Origin of the sequence: Microbacterium sp. P03 (genome assembly GCF_043556235.1) — a bacterium.
Taxonomy (GTDB): Bacteria; Actinomycetota; Actinomycetes; order Actinomycetales; family Microbacteriaceae; genus Microbacterium.
In genome coordinates this window covers 947,286-963,734 of the sequence record NZ_JBIGIM010000001.1, presented here as the reverse complement: position 1 = coordinate 963,734, position 16,449 = coordinate 947,286, and the positions used below count along the sequence as shown (strand labels likewise).

The following is a 16,449-nucleotide window of genomic DNA, read 5'->3' as shown; positions in this document are numbered from 1 at the left end:
GCCGCGCGCCTGATCAGCGCGGCTCGTGATGCGGGGCCCGCTTCCCGGTCGGTGCGCCTGCACGACGACTCCGCTCGGCGGTGGTGGCGCGTGCATCGCCCGCACGAAGCGTGCCGCTGCCGATCTCTTGCACGAAGCGCGACACGGTCCGCTCCCGATGCCCCGACGTCCGCGCCCACGACAGGGACAGCGTCCGCTCGGCTCGCGTGATGCCGACGTAGGCGAGTCGGCGCTCCTCGTCGATCTGCTCGAAAGTGGTCGCGTATGAAATCGGCAACAGTCCTTCCGCGAGCCCGACCAGGTGGACGTGAGGCCATTCGAGGCCTTTGGCGGCGTGCAGCGTCGACAGTGTCACGGTGCGCAGGGCGGGCTCGTGCTGCGCTTTGGCGCGGGCCTGCAGGTCGTCGGTGAACACCCGCAGGGTGGTCCCCGCGGGCGACTCCTCCGCGAGCCTCCGCAGCGCGGCGCGCGCCTCCCACGCGTCGCGAAGGGGGCCGCCCGCCGCGGGCGGCTCGTCGGTCATGCCGAGCGACCGCAGCACATCACGCACGGCGTCGACCAGGGTTCCCTCCTGCGTCGCGACAGACGCGCCACGCAGAGCCATGACCGCCTGACGCACCTCCGGGATGTCGAAGAAGCGCTTGCCGCCCAGCACCGTCGTCGGGATGCCTCGGTCCGAGAGTGCGCGCAGCAGCTCCGCCGACTGCGCATGAGAGCGGTAGAGGACGGCGATCCCCTGCGGGTCGACGCCCGTCCGCAGCGCCGCCGCGATCGCGGCGGCTGTGCCGCGCGCCTCGGCCTGATCGTCGTCGTACGCGGTGACCGTCGGAACAGCGTCGCCCGCGGGAGACGGAACCACGGCACCGGAGGCATCGACAAGGGCGGCCCCGGCGGCTGCGTCATCGGCCACGTCCGACCTCACCGGTGGGTGCAGGGCCAGTGCCCCCGCCCGGTCGCGCATGAGCGCGTTCGCCACAGCCAGGATCGCGGCATCCGACCGGTAATTGGTCTCCAGACGGACGACGCGCGCGTCGTCGTGGCGCTGCTCGAACTCGAGCAGAAAACGAGCCTCGGCGCCGGCGAACGAGTAGATGGTCTGACTCGCGTCACCCACGACGCACAGGTCGCGACGTCCGCCGAGCCAGAGCTCGAGCAGTCGGTGCTGCAGAGGGGACACATCCTGGAACTCGTCGATCGTGAAGTGTCGGTACTGCTCGTGCACGGACTGAGCGACGCGCGGTTCGCTCTCGATCATCCCCGCGCACGCGAGCAGCACGTCCTCGAAGTCCAACTGCCGCCGCTCATCCTTCAGCTTCTCGTAGGCGCGCATGAGATCCGCGACGCGTGAGATGTCGTATCGCCCCACCCCGTCGGGCCGGTCGCGCGCATACGCCTCGACGCTGCGCATCGTGACCTTGCGCCACTCGATCGCGCCGGCCATCTCGCGAAGAGTCGCCGTGTCGGGCTCCATCCCGATGCCGTCGGCCGCATGCGCGAGCACGCGCACCTTGTTGTCGATGATGGTCGGAGCCGAATCGCCCGCGACCGTCGGCCAGAAGTAGTTCAGCTGCGACAGCGCCGCCGCGTGGAAGGTCCGGGCCGAGACGCCCTGCACGCCGAGCGCACGAAGTCGCCCGCGCATCTCGCCCGCGGCTTTCGCCGTGAACGTGACGGCCATGACCCGACCGGGCGAATAGGCGCCCGTGTCGACACCGTGCGCGATCCGGTGGGTGATCACGCGCGTTTTGCCCGTGCCCGCGCCCGCCAGCACGAGGAGCGGACCGCGCAGGGTGGTCACCGCCTCGCGCTGCATCTCGTCGAGACCGTGAAGAGGGTCTTGCGTCATCGGGCGCTCGCGTGCCATTCCTTGATCAGTCGCCGCGAGATCGACGCGGGTCCGGGCAGCAGCAGCTCGCCCTCCCCCGCAAGAGCCTCGCCGATCTGCGAGGCGGTGAACCAGCGGACGTCGACGATCTCGTCGCCGTCGGGACGCGCGGCGTCGTCGTCCGCGGCGATGGCGTGAAAGCCCAGCATCAGCGAACGGGGGTACGGCCAGGCCTGCGATCCGCTGTACCGGATGTCGCGCAGGGCGACCCCGGCCTCTTCGTACACCTCACGCGCGACCGTGGACTCCAGCGATTCGCCTGCCTCCGCGAAACCGGCGAAGCAGGAGAAGCGATTCGCCCCCCACATCGCGTTCGAACCGAGCAGGAGGCGCGATGGCTGCTGCGCGCTGGCGACGGCGACGATGACGGCGGGATCGGTGCGCGGGAAGTGCTCGCGACCGCACGACGGGCAGTGCCGGGCCCAGCCCGCCTGTCGCTGTTCCGTGTGTGCGCCGCACGCCGGGCAGAACGGTGCGTCCAACAGCCAGCGACCCAGACTGAGAGCCTCCACGAACAGCGCCGACTCCCCCGGTGCCAGCCCGCCGCCGACGGCACGCAGCGCCCCCCACCCCCCGATCGGCTCGACGGGTGCGGCGGCGTCGCGCGCGAAGACGGACGTCAGTACGGCGGTCCCGTCGCCATCGCGTCCGAGGAACGCCCATTCGCCACCGTCGGCCACGTCATCAGGGGCGAAGAACTGCAGCGCGTCATCCGCGCCCAACGGAGCGGCGTCGCCGTGCAGCACCAGAACCCTCGTGGCGGCATCCGCTCGGAGGGCATCGACCAGTCCGTCGACCGTCCGCTCGTCGGCGGCGCGATCGAAGGCGGTGGGCAGGACGGGAGGATTCGAGCGGGCAGGCGCCATCGGAGAGACCTTTCTACGACGTTCGCCATGCCGGGCGTGGCCATGCCGGGCGTGGCGCGAGGCTCCACCGACTAGCCAGACCTACCCTGGGCTCATGGCACGATCTCCTCTCACTCTAGCCGCGTCGGTCGCCTCGGCTCTGCCCCAGGCCGGGGTCATCGGGGTCGGCGCGCTGACCGAGGGGGCAGCCGGGCGCTACGACTCCGCGGTCGCCCAACTCGACGACGGACGGCGGGTCGTCGTGCGCACCCCGACCGACCCCGCCGACTCGTCGGAGCTCGCCGCCGAGGCGAGAGCGCTGAAAGCGCTCACTCCGGGCGTGCGCGGACTGCTCCCGTTCCGGGCGCCTGAGCTGCTCGGCGAATCCGGTATCGGCGGCGCCCCCACGGTGGTCGTGGACTTCCTGCCCGGCTACCGGGTCGATGCCGCACATGTGCCCGCGGGCCGTGGGGCGGCCACCTCGATCGGCGAGGCCCTCGCCGCGCTGCACGCACTCCCCTTGTCGATCGTCCGCACCGAGGGACTCCCGGTACGCACGCCTCAGCAGATCCGCGACGACGTGAACCGACTCCTCGACCGCGTCGAGCACACACGCCGAGCCCCCGCAGAGCTGGTCGCCCGCTGGCGGCGGGCGGTGGAGGCCGATGCGCTGTGGCGTTTCGAGTCTGCGGTCGTCCTCGGCGGCGCGGGTGCGGCATCGTTCCTGTTCGAAGACGCCGACGGCGCGCCGACGGTCACGGGGGTCCTGGAATGGCACGGTCTCTCGGTCGGCGACCCGGCCACCGATCTGCAGTGGCTTGCCTCCGCGCCCAACGCGGCTGACGACGTCTACCGGGCGTACGCCGCGCACAGCCGGCGGGCACCGGACGGTCTGGTGCGCGAACGCGCGAGGTTCTACGCGGAGCTCGAGTTCGCCAAGTGGCTCGTGCACGGCTTCGACGCTGGCAGTGAGGACGTCGTCGGCGATGCGGTCGATCTTCTCACCGCCCTGGCGACGGGTCTGCAGGGTGAAGACCTCATCTCGGACGCGTCGCTCGACGTGGATGACGCGATCGCGCTGCTGGGCCGGGTGCCGGATGCCTCGACCGCGGCTGTGGACACCTCCATGCAGACCGATGCCTACGATCCGGCCATGCTTTCGCTCTTCATCGCGGAAGCGGACGCGGGTTCCGATCCGGACGTGCGGCGCGAGGACGACGGCGCCGAGCAGGGAGCGGCATCGCCCGTTCCCCTCGTGGTCCCGGCTCCCGCGGAATCGTCCGCGAGCGGGACCCGCGTCGCCGACGACGTGTCCACCGCACCGATCGACATCGCGGCCCTCCTCCAGGACACCGCCCCGCTCGGCGAGAGCCTGGGCGGTGGAAGCGACGGATCGCGACCCGGTCAGGACGTCGGTCAGGATTCCCTGCGCTCGACGGACGACCATCAGGCCGCCGCTGATCGGTCGGCCGAGGCAGCGCTGCGCCGCTGGACGCAGGACGAGAAGTAGCCTGCACCCGCCACCGGCCGCGGTTCACCCCCGGAGGACCACGTCCGCGGCGACGTAGTAGAGGGCGACGTCGATACGATCCATCGGCACTCCGCGCCCGAGATGATAGGCGCGGCGGTACAGCTCGAGCTGCAGCATCCGCTCCTGGCGCTCCGTGTCGTTCGCCGGCGGCCTGCCGGTCTTCCAATCGACGATCTCGATGCGACCATCGCGGTCGTCGCGCCGGTAGACGGCATCGAGCTTGCAGATGACGACATGCGCGGTTCCGTCGAGCCCGGTGTCGGTGAAATCGATCTCGGTCTCGACCTCGAGGGGCTGTAGACGCGCCCACTCGGACCTCTCGAAGTTCTGCTGCAGGCGCTCGAGGTCCGCCGCATCCTCCGACGTGCCCGTGCTGCCCGGCTGCTCCTCGTCGCTCTCCCACAGCGCATCATCCAGCGACCCCCGCGTTCCCACGGAACCCGAGCGCGTCTCGACCCACGCATGGAACAGCGTGCCCAGGCGCGTCTGTCGATACGGGCGCTCGGGCAGGGGGCGCGCGATGCGTGCCACCGTGCCCGCGTAATCCGTCACGAACTCCTTGTACCGCGACGCCGGGATCCGCGTCGGAGCCGTCCGCCCACCCGGTGCACGTCGGGCCTCGCGCTCTGCGAGCAGAAGCGCGAGATCGGCCTCGGGCTCCACGCGCGGTGCTCCACCCGCGGCGCGGACGACGGCGGCAGCATACTCCACCCTCTCCCGTCGGCCCCCGAGCGGGTCGATCGGCCACTCCAGCACGCGCCGTTCTCCGAGGTAGGGGTTCTCTCCCGCGTCATCGACAGGCAGATCCACCTCCAGCGCTGTCGCCATCTCGTCGAAGAACGCGCTGCGCTCGCGCGGCCGCTTGGTTCCCGACCACGTCGCACCGGTCAGGAGGAGATGGTCACGCGCCCGGGTGACCGCGACATAGGCGAGGCGCCGGTCCTCGTCGAGCTGCCGGGAACGATTGGCCTCGACGAAATCGTCGAGCGCGCCCTTCAGATCCTGCTGGGTGGGCGCGCGGTGCCGCTCCCACGCGAAGACGGGAAGCCAGGGCGCGTCGCCGCGGAAAGCGTAGGGAAGCACGCCGAACGCGAGCCAGCCCTTCGTGTCGCGTGCGGCGCTGGGCAGTTCGTCCTTGACGAGTCGAACGACGGCGACGGCATCCCACTCCAGTCCTTTCGAGCCGTGGATCGTCAGGAGCTGAACGACGTCGTCTTCGGGCGGCTCGGTGCGCGGGGCGAATTCGTCGAGCATCTCGGCGTGGTCGAGCCAGGCGAGCAGACTCGAGAGGGACCCGGATTCGTCCGCCGCCAGGAAGGCATGCAGCTCGTCGACGAATGCGCGCAACTGCGACGACGCGATGCGGGCGGGCCCCCGCGACTCGTTGGCGGCGAGCTCGACATCGAGCCGCAGCTCGCGCTCGATCACCCGCACGAGATCGGGAATCGGCATCCCGGCCGCCTGTCGGAGCGCGGCGAACACCGAACCGGCCTCGCTCAGCCGATCGCGCGCTTCGGCCGTGAACTCGGCGAGCCAACCGTGATCGGACGGGTGCCGGAGCACGAAGTCGAGCGCGTCGACCAGCGAACCCTGTTCCTCACCCGCCCCCGCGCGGATGCGCTCCGACACCTCGGGGGTGAGCGGCTGCAGTGCCGCATCGTGTCGAGCGATGCGTCTGCTCAGCTGCGCCAGCGCCCGCAGGTCGGCGAGTCCGATGCTCCAGCGGGGGCCCGCGAGCAGGCGGATGAGCGCCGAGCCGGCCGACGGGTCCGAGATCACGCGCAGCGCCGAGACGACATCGACCACTTCGGGGGTCGACAGCAGACCGCCCAGTCCGAGGATGCGGTGTGGGATGCCGCGCTGACCGAGGGCGTCACCGAAGCGCAGCATGTGCTTCTTGCTGCGGAACAGCACCGCGCCGGTCGTGGGGCGACCGTCGCGCGCGCGCTCGGCGCGCACCCGTTCGAACCATTCGGCGACCCGGCCGGCCTCGGTGTCGAGGTCGGAGTCGAACCCGAGCTCCACCCGCCCGAGGGGAGCGCCCGGGCGCGCACGCAGCTCCTGCACCGCGACCGGTGATCGCGGTGCCAGCGGGGCCAGCACCGCGTTCGCGGCCGCCAGCACTCCTTCGCTGTTGCGCCAGCTCGTCAGCAGGGAGTACGAGGCGGAGCGGATGCCGGGGCTGAAGGCCGCCGCGAAGCCGCCGAGGTTTCCCGCGCTCGCACCGCGCCACCCGTAGATCGCCTGGTGCGGGTCTCCGACCGCCATGACGGCCGTGCCACCGAAGAGCGCCGCGAGCAGGTCGGTCTGGACGACCGAAGTGTCCTGGTATTCGTCGAGCAGCACCACTCGGTACCGCTGTCGGAGCTCCTCGGCGACGGCCGGGTGTCTCTGCACGATCTGCGTCGCACCGGCGACCTGGTCGGAGAAGTCCAGCACACCGCGTCGGCGCTTCTCGGCGGCGTACGCACGGGCGAGATCGGTGAGCAGCGACAGTGCCGAGACCGACACCTCGATCTTCTTGACGTCTGCGTACACGGTGGTGCGCTTGTTCGTCGACGGCCGCTCGAGCACATCTCGGAAACGTTCGGGGAACCCGCACAGGTCGTCGAGGTCGACCAGGTTGTCCACCGCGTCCCTGGCGATGCGCAGCGCACCGTCGATGATGCTCCGCACCGCCTCCTCGCGGGTATCGAGGCGCTCGTCGTCCGACGCGAACACGACGCGGCGCATGAGGAGCCACGCCGCCGACTCCGAGAGGATCGCCGCTTCGGAGTCCCATCCGATCCGGACGGCGTGCTCGCGGACGATCGCGTCGGCGAAGCTGTTGTAGGTCGACACCGTGGGCCGGTGCAGAAGCGCGTCATCGCCTTCCAGCGGTGGGTCGGTTCGTGTCCGGGGTACCCCATCGGGGTCGCCGGCCAGGATGACCCGCGCGCTCAACTCCGACAGGGCTGCCACGCGCTCGCCGTCGCCCGCGCCTTCGCGCTCGAGGCGCCCGAAGACCTCGAGGGCACCCTTCGCGTGCAGCTCGGGTAGAGCGCTCAGCAGTCCGCGTCGCTCGAACTCCGACAGTCGCGCGAGTCGACGGTGGATGCGCTCGGCGAGCTCGCCCGCGGCTTTCCGTGTGAATGTGAGCCCGAGCACCTCGTCGCGGCGGACGATGCCGTTCGCGATGAGCCAGACGACGCGCGCCGCCATCGTCTCGGTCTTGCCGCTGCCCGCGCCGGCGACCACGAGAGCGGGTTCGAGAGGAGCTTCGATGACCGCGGTCTGCTCGCTCGTGGGGGGGAATTGCCCGAGTGCCGCGGCGATGACGGCGGCCGACAGCGGTGCCGGGGGCGCAACGGTCGCGACGTCGCCGCGGGAGGATGACGTGCTCATGAGGCACTCACCGCAGCGATCGTGTGGATGCGGCACAGTCCGTACGAGTGCTCGTCGCGACAGTGCTCCTCGTAGGGCGCGCGGAACGTGCTGCCGCGCATGACGCCGACGGCGTCTTCGATGCGACCGAGGAACGCCTCGCGCCGCTCCTCGTCGAACGGAGGCTGTGTGGGAGTGACATAGTCCTTGCCGACCGCGGACGGTCGGAGTACCAGCAGCATGGCGCCGCCGGCCGGTCGACCACTCGCCTCGGGGATCGCACCCGACTCGAAAGCCAGCTGGTATGCCGCCAGTTGCGGGTTGTCGAGCACTTTCGCATCAGTCTGCGGCTCGTGCTTCCCCGTCTTCAGGTCCATGATCACGACGGTGCCCTGCGGAGTCAGCTCCACCCGGTCGATGTAGCCCGACAGGATCACGCCGTGCGCGAACTCCTCGGAGTCGCCCACCGGCAGCGCGACCTCGAAATGCGGCTCGGCGCCGATGAGCTCCCCGCCGTCCCGCTCGAAGCGGTGCAGGTACAGATGCAGCCGGCGCACCAGGTCGCGGGCACGTGCCTGTTCGGCCCGATCGCGCCACCCCGCCTCGAACGACAGCTCACCCCAGCGCTCCTGCACGAGCGCCCAGAGCTCTGCCTCGCTCGCTCCGTCGGAGTGCTCGAGCGCCGCGTGGATGATCGTGCCGATCCCGGCGGTCGTCCCGCCGGGGTCACCGCCGAGATCGCCGATCACCCAGTTCAGCTCGCACTCCTCGAGGGTGTGCAGCCGTGACGGCGACACGCGCACGTCCTCGCGCGCGAGGTCGCGCAGCGGCGCCGTCGAGGTCGGTGCGGCGATGCCGTACCACTGCTCCGGCGCGGCGCCCTCCACCCGCGCATCGGCGAGCAGGGCGAGCTGCCCGGGCGCACGCAGTCGGGCCCGCGGCGAAGCCTGCGGATCGGTCAGCGCCCGGCGATGCGACGCCACGAGTCCGCGCAGCGAGAGCGGATGCTCCATCGCCCGCGTAGCCGGCTCCGGAGTGGGCAGGAACTCGAAGAACACGCTCGGACCGGTGTCGTCATCGTCCACGGCCGTCACGACGAGCTGATCGGTGGCGCGTGAGACGGCCCGGGCGAAAAGCCTCAGCTCGTCGTGCATCGCGGCGCGTCGACGGTCCAGGATGCCGCGGCCCGCGGCATCCGCTCGCCCCCCACCCCCTGCGGCCGGGAGGCTCGCCGCGTCCGCGAGCCGCCACGTGTCGAGCAGACCGCCGCGCAGGCGGGTGTTCGGCCAGACGCCCTCCTGTACGCCGGCGACGATCACCGTGTCGAATTCGGTTCCGAGCGCCCCCGCCGGCGTCAGGACGCGGACGGTGTCTTCGGGAGGGGCCGCCGCCAGGCGGTCCTCGGCGACATCGCTGCCGAGCAGCCCGCGGACGAAGACGCGCACGTCGGCGTCCAGGCCCCGCTCAACGAAGCGTTTGGCCGATTCGAACAGCGCGACGACCGCGTCGAGGTCGCGGTTCGCCTGCTCTGCCAGTGGGCCATGGCCACGGGCGGTCTCGGCCCACGCCTTCTCGAGGCGGCTGTTCTCCCACGCCGTCCAAAGCAGCTCGTGCACCGTGCCCCCGCGCCCATGCTCGGCACGCAGCATTCCGAGCGTCGTGGCCACGCGGGCGGCACGTCGGGCTTCGCGGGTGTCGATGAGCTCGAACTCCAGCGGACGCAGCATCGCGGAGGCCAGCAGCTCGCGACCCGGTCGCTCGCCGCCCGCCGCGAGCTCGGTGTGGCGGAGGGCGGTTCGCAGACGCCGCAGCTCGATCGGGTCGAGCCCTCCACAGACGCCCAGGAGCGCGTCCGTGAGTTCGTCGGGAGCCCACGTGTCGGCGTCGCGCGTGGCGAGTTCGACCAGCCGCAGCAGGTCGCGCGCCGGTCGCAGCGCGCCGAGAGACCGCCCCGGTCCGCTCGCCCGCGCCGGCACCTCCCGGGCGACCAGCTCCGCCTCGAGCGCCGCGACCTGGCGGGTGTCGTGCGCGATGACGGCGCAGCGGCTCCACGGGACGCCGTCGTGGATGTGCCGCTCACGCAGCAGGCGGGCCACCGCGTCGTACTCCTCCGACGCGGAGCGCAGCGTGAAGGCGCGCACGGTGCCGTCGGTGGCCGCGCCGGAGGGCGCCCGCCGGTGCGAGACCACCCCCACCGCTCCGATGCGCGCCGTCACCTCGCGGAGCACATCGTTCTGGGCGACCGTCCCGCGGTGCGACGCACGCAGCACGACCGCCTCGCCGAGCGACCGCGCCAATCGGGCGAAGTTCTCGGGGGTCGCCCCACGGAACGCCCCCGCACCCACGTCGGGGTCGCCGAACGCGAGCACAGCCACCCCCCGGGCCGCACATGCCTCGAGGAGCTCGACCCCGCCCAACGTCAGCTCCTGAGCGTCGTCCACGAGGAGCACGCGGGTGCGAGCGAACGCCCCCAGCGCCGGAGCGGGGCCGGGCGGGGCGAGCCGGACCAGCCCCACGGCCTCGCGGACGAGACCAGCCGCATCGCGATGAGCCCCGCGCATGTCGGCCCGCACGTCGAGGTACTCGCGGAAGAAGGACGACAGCGCCGTCCACGCGCGCACGTCCGTGCGCTCGCCGAGCGCGCGCAGCCGGTCGGGCGAGATGCCCAGGTCGGTGCATTCCGCCAGAAAGGTGCGGACATCGGTGCGGAACCCTCTCGTCGAGCGGATGCCCGACCCGAGCCATTCCGGCCATCGGGAGAGGCCACGCGACTCGTCGTCGGCATCGCCCGCGAGGAGGTCCTCGATGATCTGGTCCTCGTCGCCGCCCGTGAGCAGCTGCGGCGGCTCCTCCCCCGCGTGAACAGCCGCACCCCGCACGAGCTGGAAGGCGAACGACGCGACCGACCGGGCGAGCGGACCGCTGGTCGCCGTCCCGACGGCCAGGGCGAGACGGTCGCGCAGCGCGGTGGCGGTCTGACGGGATGGAGTGAGCACCATGAGCGTATCGACGTCGACTCCTGCTGCCACGAGAGACGCGACGCGGGCGACGAGTGCGGTCGTCTTGCCGGAGCCGGGAGCCCCGACGACGACCCCGGATGCCTCGACCGGAAGACGCGCGACGGCGTGTTGCGCGGCATCCTCCCTCATGTCATCCACGCTATCCCGCGCCGCCGACACCGCCGGCCGCCGCGGGCGCGCACGCCCGATCGGGCGTTCGCCCAGAGCGAGCGCGCTCCGGCCTGGTGCGTTCCACCCGTGTCGTAGAGTTGCCATGCGCCGGGAGACCCGGCTCGTCGGGGAGGCGCCCCGACACAGAAAGGCAGTGACTTCCGTGGAGATCCGCATCGGCATCACGAACACCGGCCGCGAGCTCAGCTTCGAGACGAGCGAGTCCGCAGACGACGTCAAGAAGTCGGTGGCCGCCGCTCTGGACGCGGCCGCGACGCACGTCACGTTCGCCGACACGAAGGGCAACTCCTACATCGTGCCCACCGCCGGCCTCGCGTACGTCGAGCTCGGGACGGAAGAGTCCCGCCGCATCGGCTTCGCCTGACCCATGGACATCCTGCTCGCCTTCATCGTGGGCGGTGTCCTCGGGATCGCTGCGCATTACCTGGCTCCCCACCGCCCCACCCGGGGCACCGTCCTCGGCCCGGTGGTCGGCGCGCTCGTGGGCGGTGCCGTGTGGCTCGCCTTCACGTGGGCGGGCGCGACGACGGCCGATCCGTGGATCTGGCTCGTCTCGTTCGCCGCACCCCTCGCCGTGACGTGGCCGTCGCTCGCACTGCTCGGCCGTCGGCGCGTCGCGCATGACGCACGTGAGCGGATCCGGCTCAAGATCGCCTGATCAGGCGGCGAGGCCCATCCCGTCCATCCGACGGGAGTGTGCGCCCATGAGCTCGGTGAAGACCGGCTCCACCTTCTTCTCCTCCGCGGCACCGAGGGAGGACGGGCGGAGGGCGGCGCGTGCGATGAGCAGGGTGTCACCGACCAGGCGCCGGCCCCACAGCGCCAGCAGCGAGCGCCACTCCTCGTCGCTCTCGATCGTGGCGGCGATGATGTCGACGATCGCCTGGCGGTCGTCATCGCCGCGGAGGATCCCGGCGACACGGTCGCCCGTCTCGCCGTAGCTGGCGGAGAGCGCCAGATAGAAGTCGTCGAGCATGCCCGCGGTGATGTGGACCGAGAGCATCGTCTCCTGTGGCCGCACACCGTGCGTCGCGCGGCGGAAGGCGTCCAACGGTTCACGGAAGGGCAGCATCAGCGCGGTCGGATCGTCGCCGCGGGCGCGGATGAGCGCAACGAGCGCCTCGTGCTTCGTCAGGGCGGCTCCCGCCGCCCGGGACAGCGCCTCCTTCTGCCCGAGCTCGGGCGTGGAGGCGATCAGCTCGCTCAGCGTCTCGACGTACCCCAGCTGGAGATAGGCGGCCTGACCGAGGAACGTGTCGACGTCGGGCGCGAGCTCCTCGAAATCGACGCGGGTGGCGTCGCTGAGCTCGCCGCGGGACCGCAGGTGCAGGACGCGACCCTCCGGTCGCCGCTGCCAGAACCACTTCACCACGACGTCTCCTGCACGTCGACAGCCTATCCGGCGGCGCTCCGCGGCCCCGGCATCCGCGCCCTGCCGTCATCGACACCGGCCAGCTGCCCGGTCTCCGGTATCCTTGAGCAGTCCCCGGCGTCGGATCGGGGGCCCCGCGCCTGCGGATGAGTGAAGGGCGTGGACTCTCCCTCCCACCCGGCGGCATCTCTCCGCCAGACAGGCACAACATCGTGACGACCTTCGCCGAACTCGGCGTCGACCAGGACATCGTCGATGTCCTCGCAGCGAAGGGCATCGTGGATGCCTTCCCGATTCAGGAGCAGACGATTCCGCTGGGGCTCCCCGGCCAGGACATCATCGGCCAGGCCAAGACCGGAACCGGCAAGACGTTCGGCTTCGGCATCCCCGTCGTGCAGCGCCTCGGCCCCGACCCCGAGCACGGGGTGAAGGCCCTCATCGTGGTGCCGACCCGTGAGCTGTGCGTCCAGGTCTACGAAGACATCGACATGCTCACCGCCGGGCGATCGACCAGTGTGGTGGCCATCTACGGTGGCAAGGCCTACGAGGGTCAGATCGAGCAGCTCAAGGCCGGAGCGCAGATCGTCGTCGGCACGCCCGGTCGTCTCATCGACCTCAGCAACCAGCGACTGCTCGATCTGTCGCACGCGACCGAGGTCGTCCTGGACGAGGCCGACAAGATGCTCGATCTCGGATTCCTCCCCGACATCGAGAAGATCTTCCAGAAGGTCCCCGCGATCCGTCACACGCAGCTGTTCTCGGCGACGATGCCCGGGCCGATCGTCGCGATGGCGCGCCGGTTCATGACCAACCCGATCCACATCCGCGCGACCGACCCCGACGAAGGCCTCACCCAGGCCAACATCAAGCACCTCGTCTACCGGGCGCACTCGCTCGACAAGGACGAGGTCATCGCACGCATCCTCCAGTCCGAGGGCCGGGGCAAGACGGTGGTCTTCACGCGGACGAAGCGTGCGGCTCAGCGGCTGTCGGACGAGCTCGGCGACCGCGGATTCAACACCGCCTCGGTGCACGGTGACATGAGCCAGGAGGCGCGCGAGCGCTCGATGGCCGCGTTCAAGGCCGGCAAGAAGGACGTGCTGATCGCGACCGACGTCGCGGCGCGTGGCATCGACGTCGACGACGTCACGCATGTGATCAACCACACGATCCCCGATGACGAGAAGACCTATCTGCACCGTGCCGGCCGCACCGGGCGCGCCGGCAAGACGGGCATCGCGGTGACGTTCGTGGACTGGGACGACCTGCACAAGTGGGCGCTCATCAACCGTGCCCTCGAGTTCGGTCAGCCCGAGCCCGTCGAGACGTACTCCTCGAGCCCGCACCTCTTCGAAGACCTCGACATCCCCGCCGGCACGAAGGGTCGCCTCACGACCGCACCGCGCACGCAGACGATCAAGACGACGACGGATGCCGCGGCCACCGCCGACCGTTCGTCGCGCTCTCGTCGTGGTGGACGCTCCGGCGGCGGTTCGTCGCCCGCGCAGGCTGCGGAGCGCGCTGCGGCTCCCGAAGTGCCGACCGAGCACGGCGGAAACGACGGCGCAGACGGCACCGGCACCCACGACGGAGGGGGCAAGGAGCACCACGACGGCAATGCGGCACCCCGCCGTCGTCGTCGGCGGCGCGCACCCCGCACCGGCGGCGCCCCCGCAGGCACCCCGTGACGGTCAGCGCGTCGCCGGAGATATCCTGACACCGGAGCCGACCGAGGGATACAGTGATGCCGACGCCGTCGGCGTCTACCTCGTCATCTCTCGAAAGGCACACACGTGCGATTCATCGACGCGGCCGTTGAGTACAACGGCTTCTGGGGCTCCCTCGGGGACATCATCTGGTGGTTCCTCGCGGTCTTCATCTTCTTCTCCTACCTGATGGTGCTGTTCTCGATCATCGGCGACCTGTTCCGCGACCACACGCTCGGTGGCGGCGCGAAGGCGCTCTGGATCGTCTTCCTCCTCCTGTTCACGTGGCTTGCGGCGCTGATCTACCTCATCGTCCGCGGCAAGGGCATGGGAGAGCGCAGCGCCGAGCAGGCGCGCCACTACCAGGCCGCGCAGGCGGACTACATCCAGTCGGTCGCCGGAACGAGCAAAAGCCCGTCCGAAGAGATCGCCAAGGCCAAGGATCTGCTCGACGCCGGCACGATCACCGCGGCCGAGTACGACAAGATCAAGGCCAAAGCCCTCAGCTGAGAGCCCGACCGCCGCGGAAGCGCCCTCGTCCCCTACGGGTAGACGGGGGCGTTTCCCGTGGCGCGATCGATGATCCGGGCGACCATCTCGTCGCTCGTGGTGTTCTCACCGGGGACGTTGGGTTTTCCCAGGCCGTGATAATCGCTCGATCCCGTCGTGATGAGGTCGTGCTCGGCGACGATGCGGCGGAGCGTGCGGACACCGGCCGTCAGATTTTCGCGGTGCTCGGTCTCGAATCCGGCGAGCCCTGCGTCCAGCAACCGCGTCATCAAGGGCATCGGCAGCAGACCGGCCCGCCCCGCGGGGTGGGCGATGATCGGGACACCGCCGGCACCGACGACGAGGCTCACCGCCACGACGGGGTCGGGGGCGTAGAGAGCCACGTAGTAGTCGCCGCCGGGGCTCAAGATGTCGGAGAACGCCTCCGTGCGGTCCTGCACGTGGCCTTTCGCGATCAACGCATCGGCGATGTGCGGACGCCCTACCGTCGCGTCGACCTCGGTCTGCGCCAGGACGTCGTCCCAGTCCAGGTCGTAGTCGTGCGAGATGCGGTCCACCATCACGCGCGCGCGCTCCATGCGCGACGACCGGATGCGATCGGTCATCGCCCGCAGCTTCGGCTCGTCCGGATCGAACAGATAGGCCAGGACGTGGACGCTCCGCCACTCGTGCCGCGCCGACAATTCCATCCCGGGGAGGAACGTCATTCCGAGCGATGTGGCGGCGTCGGCCGCTTCCGCCCATCCGGAGGTCGTGTCATGATCGGTAAGCGCCAGCGTCCGGAGGCCTTGGCGGTGGGCGGCAGCGACCACGAGAGCCGCCGATTCCGTGCCGTCCGAGTGCACCGAATGCAGGTGCAGATCGCTCGGTCCATGGAATCGCCGCGTCACCTGCACGCTTCGACAGTAGCGCGGACGCGGCACCATCAGCCCGAAACGCAGCGTCCGGGCATCCTCCGCGTGCCGCGATCTCTCAGGCAGCTGACATAGATTTGCGACGTGTTGCGCATGCTGGGGATCCTCTTCACCGTGCTGTGCGCCGTCGCCGCGGCGATCCTCACCTGGCCGCAGTTCTTCCGCCTCGAGCGCGCGTTCCCGATCGCGCAGATCGTGTCCTTCCGCGCCGTCGTCGCGCTCGCGTTCGCCGCGGCACTCGTCCTCCTGCTGCTGCTCGCGATCGCCCGGCCGCTACGGGCTCTGGCGCTGTCCCTCGCACTGATCGCGCTGGTGGCCGGTGGCGCGAACGCGGCGATCCTCGTCACGCGCGGTCTCGGAGCGGACGCACTGCCCGCCAAGACCGACGCCAGCGTGCGCGTGATGACGTGGAACACCGCGGGCTCGGCGACATCCCCCGACGCCGTCGCGAAGATCGCGGTGGCGATGGATGCCGACATCGTCACGCTGCCCGAGACCACGATCGAGACCGGGGAGCAGGTCGCCCTCGCGATGCGCGACCTCGGTCACCGTATGTGGGCGTTCCACGCCGAGTACGGCACGGATGGGTGGGATGCACGGTCCACGACCCTCCTCATCTCGCCCGACCTCGGCGACTACGCCGTGATCCAGTCCTCTGCGGACGGCACCAGCAACACCTCCACCGTTCCCAGCGCCGTCGCGATGCCCACGGACGGCGACGGTCCGATCGTCGTCGCCGCGCATGCCGTGGCCCCGCGCCAGAGCTACATGCAGCACTGGCGCGACGACATGCAGTGGCTGGCCGACCAGTGCGCTGACGCGAACGTCATCATGGCGGGCGACTTCAACGCGACGCTCGACCACATGGCGGGATTCGGCGAGGACGGGGGCACGCTCGGGCACTGCCACGACGCCGCGGCCGAGACCGGCAACGGCGCGGTCGGCACGTGGTCGACCGACGTCCCCGCCCTGCTGGGCGCGCCCATCGACCACGTGATGGCATCGGACGGCTGGAAGGCCACCGGATCGGTCGTGCTGCGATCACTCGACGGGTCGGGAAGCGATCACCGTCCCCTGATCGTGCAGCTCGAGCCCGTCGGCTGACGCGAGGCCCTGCGCGCCGCGGCAAGGA

At 70.8% G+C, this 16,449-nt stretch carries 12 protein-coding genes; 6 read left to right on the top strand and 6 right to left on the bottom strand.

Annotated features, from left to right (window positions below):
- Positions 1-13: 13 nt before the first annotated feature.
- The gene (locus ACFXOO_RS04610) at positions 14-1,846 is read right to left on the bottom strand and encodes an ATP-dependent helicase (RefSeq protein WP_394563209.1); all 1,833 of its coding nucleotides are present in this window, start codon (positions 1,844-1,846) and stop codon (positions 14-16) included.
- Entirely contained in the window at positions 1,843-2,751 is a 909-nt protein-coding gene (nudC, locus tag ACFXOO_RS04605) for an NAD(+) diphosphatase (protein ID WP_394562883.1), read from the bottom strand. Before nudC ends, ACFXOO_RS04610 begins: the two co-directional genes overlap by 4 nt.
- A 94-nt stretch (positions 2,752-2,845) precedes the next feature.
- Between nudC and ACFXOO_RS04600 the strand changes: the two genes are divergently transcribed.
- Positions 2,846-4,240 (top strand): phosphotransferase, encoded by a 1,395-nt coding sequence (locus ACFXOO_RS04600; protein ID WP_394562882.1) that lies wholly within the window; start codon positions 2,846-2,848, stop codon positions 4,238-4,240.
- A 24-nt stretch (positions 4,241-4,264) separates the two neighbouring features.
- On the opposite strand, the gene ACFXOO_RS04595 is transcribed toward ACFXOO_RS04600, so the two are convergent.
- Together ACFXOO_RS04595 and ACFXOO_RS04590 are read right to left on the bottom strand one after the other, a co-directional pair.
- Positions 4,265-7,645, bottom strand: a complete 3,381-nt coding sequence (locus ACFXOO_RS04595) for a UvrD-helicase domain-containing protein (protein WP_394562881.1) — start codon at positions 7,643-7,645, stop codon at positions 4,265-4,267.
- Complete coding sequence (locus tag ACFXOO_RS04590) at positions 7,642-10,773, bottom strand: ATP-dependent helicase (RefSeq protein WP_394562880.1); 3,132 nt, start codon at positions 10,771-10,773, stop codon at positions 7,642-7,644. The genes ACFXOO_RS04595 and ACFXOO_RS04590 overlap by 4 nt, the downstream gene beginning before the upstream one ends.
- Positions 10,774-10,957: 184 nt before the next feature.
- On the opposite strand from ACFXOO_RS04590, the gene ACFXOO_RS04585 reads away from it, so the two are divergent.
- On the top strand, positions 10,958-11,179 hold the full coding sequence (locus tag ACFXOO_RS04585) for a DUF3107 domain-containing protein (RefSeq protein WP_378838562.1): 222 nt from the start codon (positions 10,958-10,960) through the stop codon (positions 11,177-11,179).
- 3 nt (positions 11,180-11,182) lie between these two features.
- Entirely contained in the window at positions 11,183-11,473 is a 291-nt protein-coding gene (locus tag ACFXOO_RS04580; RefSeq protein ID WP_394562879.1) for a hypothetical protein, read from the top strand.
- On the opposite strand, the gene ACFXOO_RS04575 is transcribed toward ACFXOO_RS04580, so the two are convergent.
- On the bottom strand, positions 11,474-12,187 hold the full coding sequence (locus ACFXOO_RS04575; RefSeq protein ID WP_378838558.1) for a ferritin-like fold-containing protein: 714 nt from the start codon (positions 12,185-12,187) through the stop codon (positions 11,474-11,476).
- 212 nt (positions 12,188-12,399) lie between these two features.
- Between ACFXOO_RS04575 and ACFXOO_RS04570 the strand changes: the two genes are divergently transcribed.
- Positions 12,400-13,875 carry a DEAD/DEAH box helicase gene (locus ACFXOO_RS04570; protein ID WP_378838555.1) on the top strand — a complete coding sequence of 492 codons (1,476 nt, stop codon included), beginning with the start codon at positions 12,400-12,402 and terminating at the stop codon, positions 13,873-13,875.
- Positions 13,876-13,980: 105 nt separating this feature from the next.
- Complete coding sequence (locus tag ACFXOO_RS04565; protein WP_378838553.1) at positions 13,981-14,403, top strand: SHOCT domain-containing protein; 423 nt, start codon at positions 13,981-13,983, stop codon at positions 14,401-14,403.
- 32 nt (positions 14,404-14,435) lie between these two features.
- Here the strand turns inward: ACFXOO_RS04565 and ACFXOO_RS04560 are convergent, their stop codons facing one another.
- The gene (locus tag ACFXOO_RS04560; RefSeq protein WP_378851075.1) at positions 14,436-15,299 is read right to left on the bottom strand and encodes a PHP domain-containing protein; all 864 of its coding nucleotides are present in this window, start codon (positions 15,297-15,299) and stop codon (positions 14,436-14,438) included.
- A 102-nt stretch (positions 15,300-15,401) separates the two neighbouring features.
- On the opposite strand from ACFXOO_RS04560, the gene ACFXOO_RS04555 reads away from it, so the two are divergent.
- Positions 15,402-16,421, top strand: a complete 1,020-nt coding sequence (locus ACFXOO_RS04555; protein WP_378851078.1) for an endonuclease/exonuclease/phosphatase family protein — start codon at positions 15,402-15,404, stop codon at positions 16,419-16,421.
- Positions 16,422-16,449: the final 28 nt, after the last annotated feature.

Coding starts and splice junctions, on each gene's coding strand:
- ACFXOO_RS04610 (WP_394563209.1), bottom strand. CDS start 1,846: ATGACGCAAGACCCTCTTCACGGTCTCGACGAGATGCAGCGCGAGGCG.
- nudC (WP_394562883.1), bottom strand. CDS start 2,751: ATGGCGCCTGCCCGCTCGAATCCTCCCGTCCTGCCCACCGCCTTCGAT.
- ACFXOO_RS04600 (WP_394562882.1), top strand. CDS start 2,846: ATGGCACGATCTCCTCTCACTCTAGCCGCGTCGGTCGCCTCGGCTCTG.
- ACFXOO_RS04595 (WP_394562881.1), bottom strand. CDS start 7,645: ATGAGCACGTCATCCTCCCGCGGCGACGTCGCGACCGTTGCGCCCCCG.
- ACFXOO_RS04590 (WP_394562880.1), bottom strand. CDS start 10,773: ATGAGGGAGGATGCCGCGCAACACGCCGTCGCGCGTCTTCCGGTCGAG.
- ACFXOO_RS04580 (WP_394562879.1), top strand. CDS start 11,183: ATGGACATCCTGCTCGCCTTCATCGTGGGCGGTGTCCTCGGGATCGCT.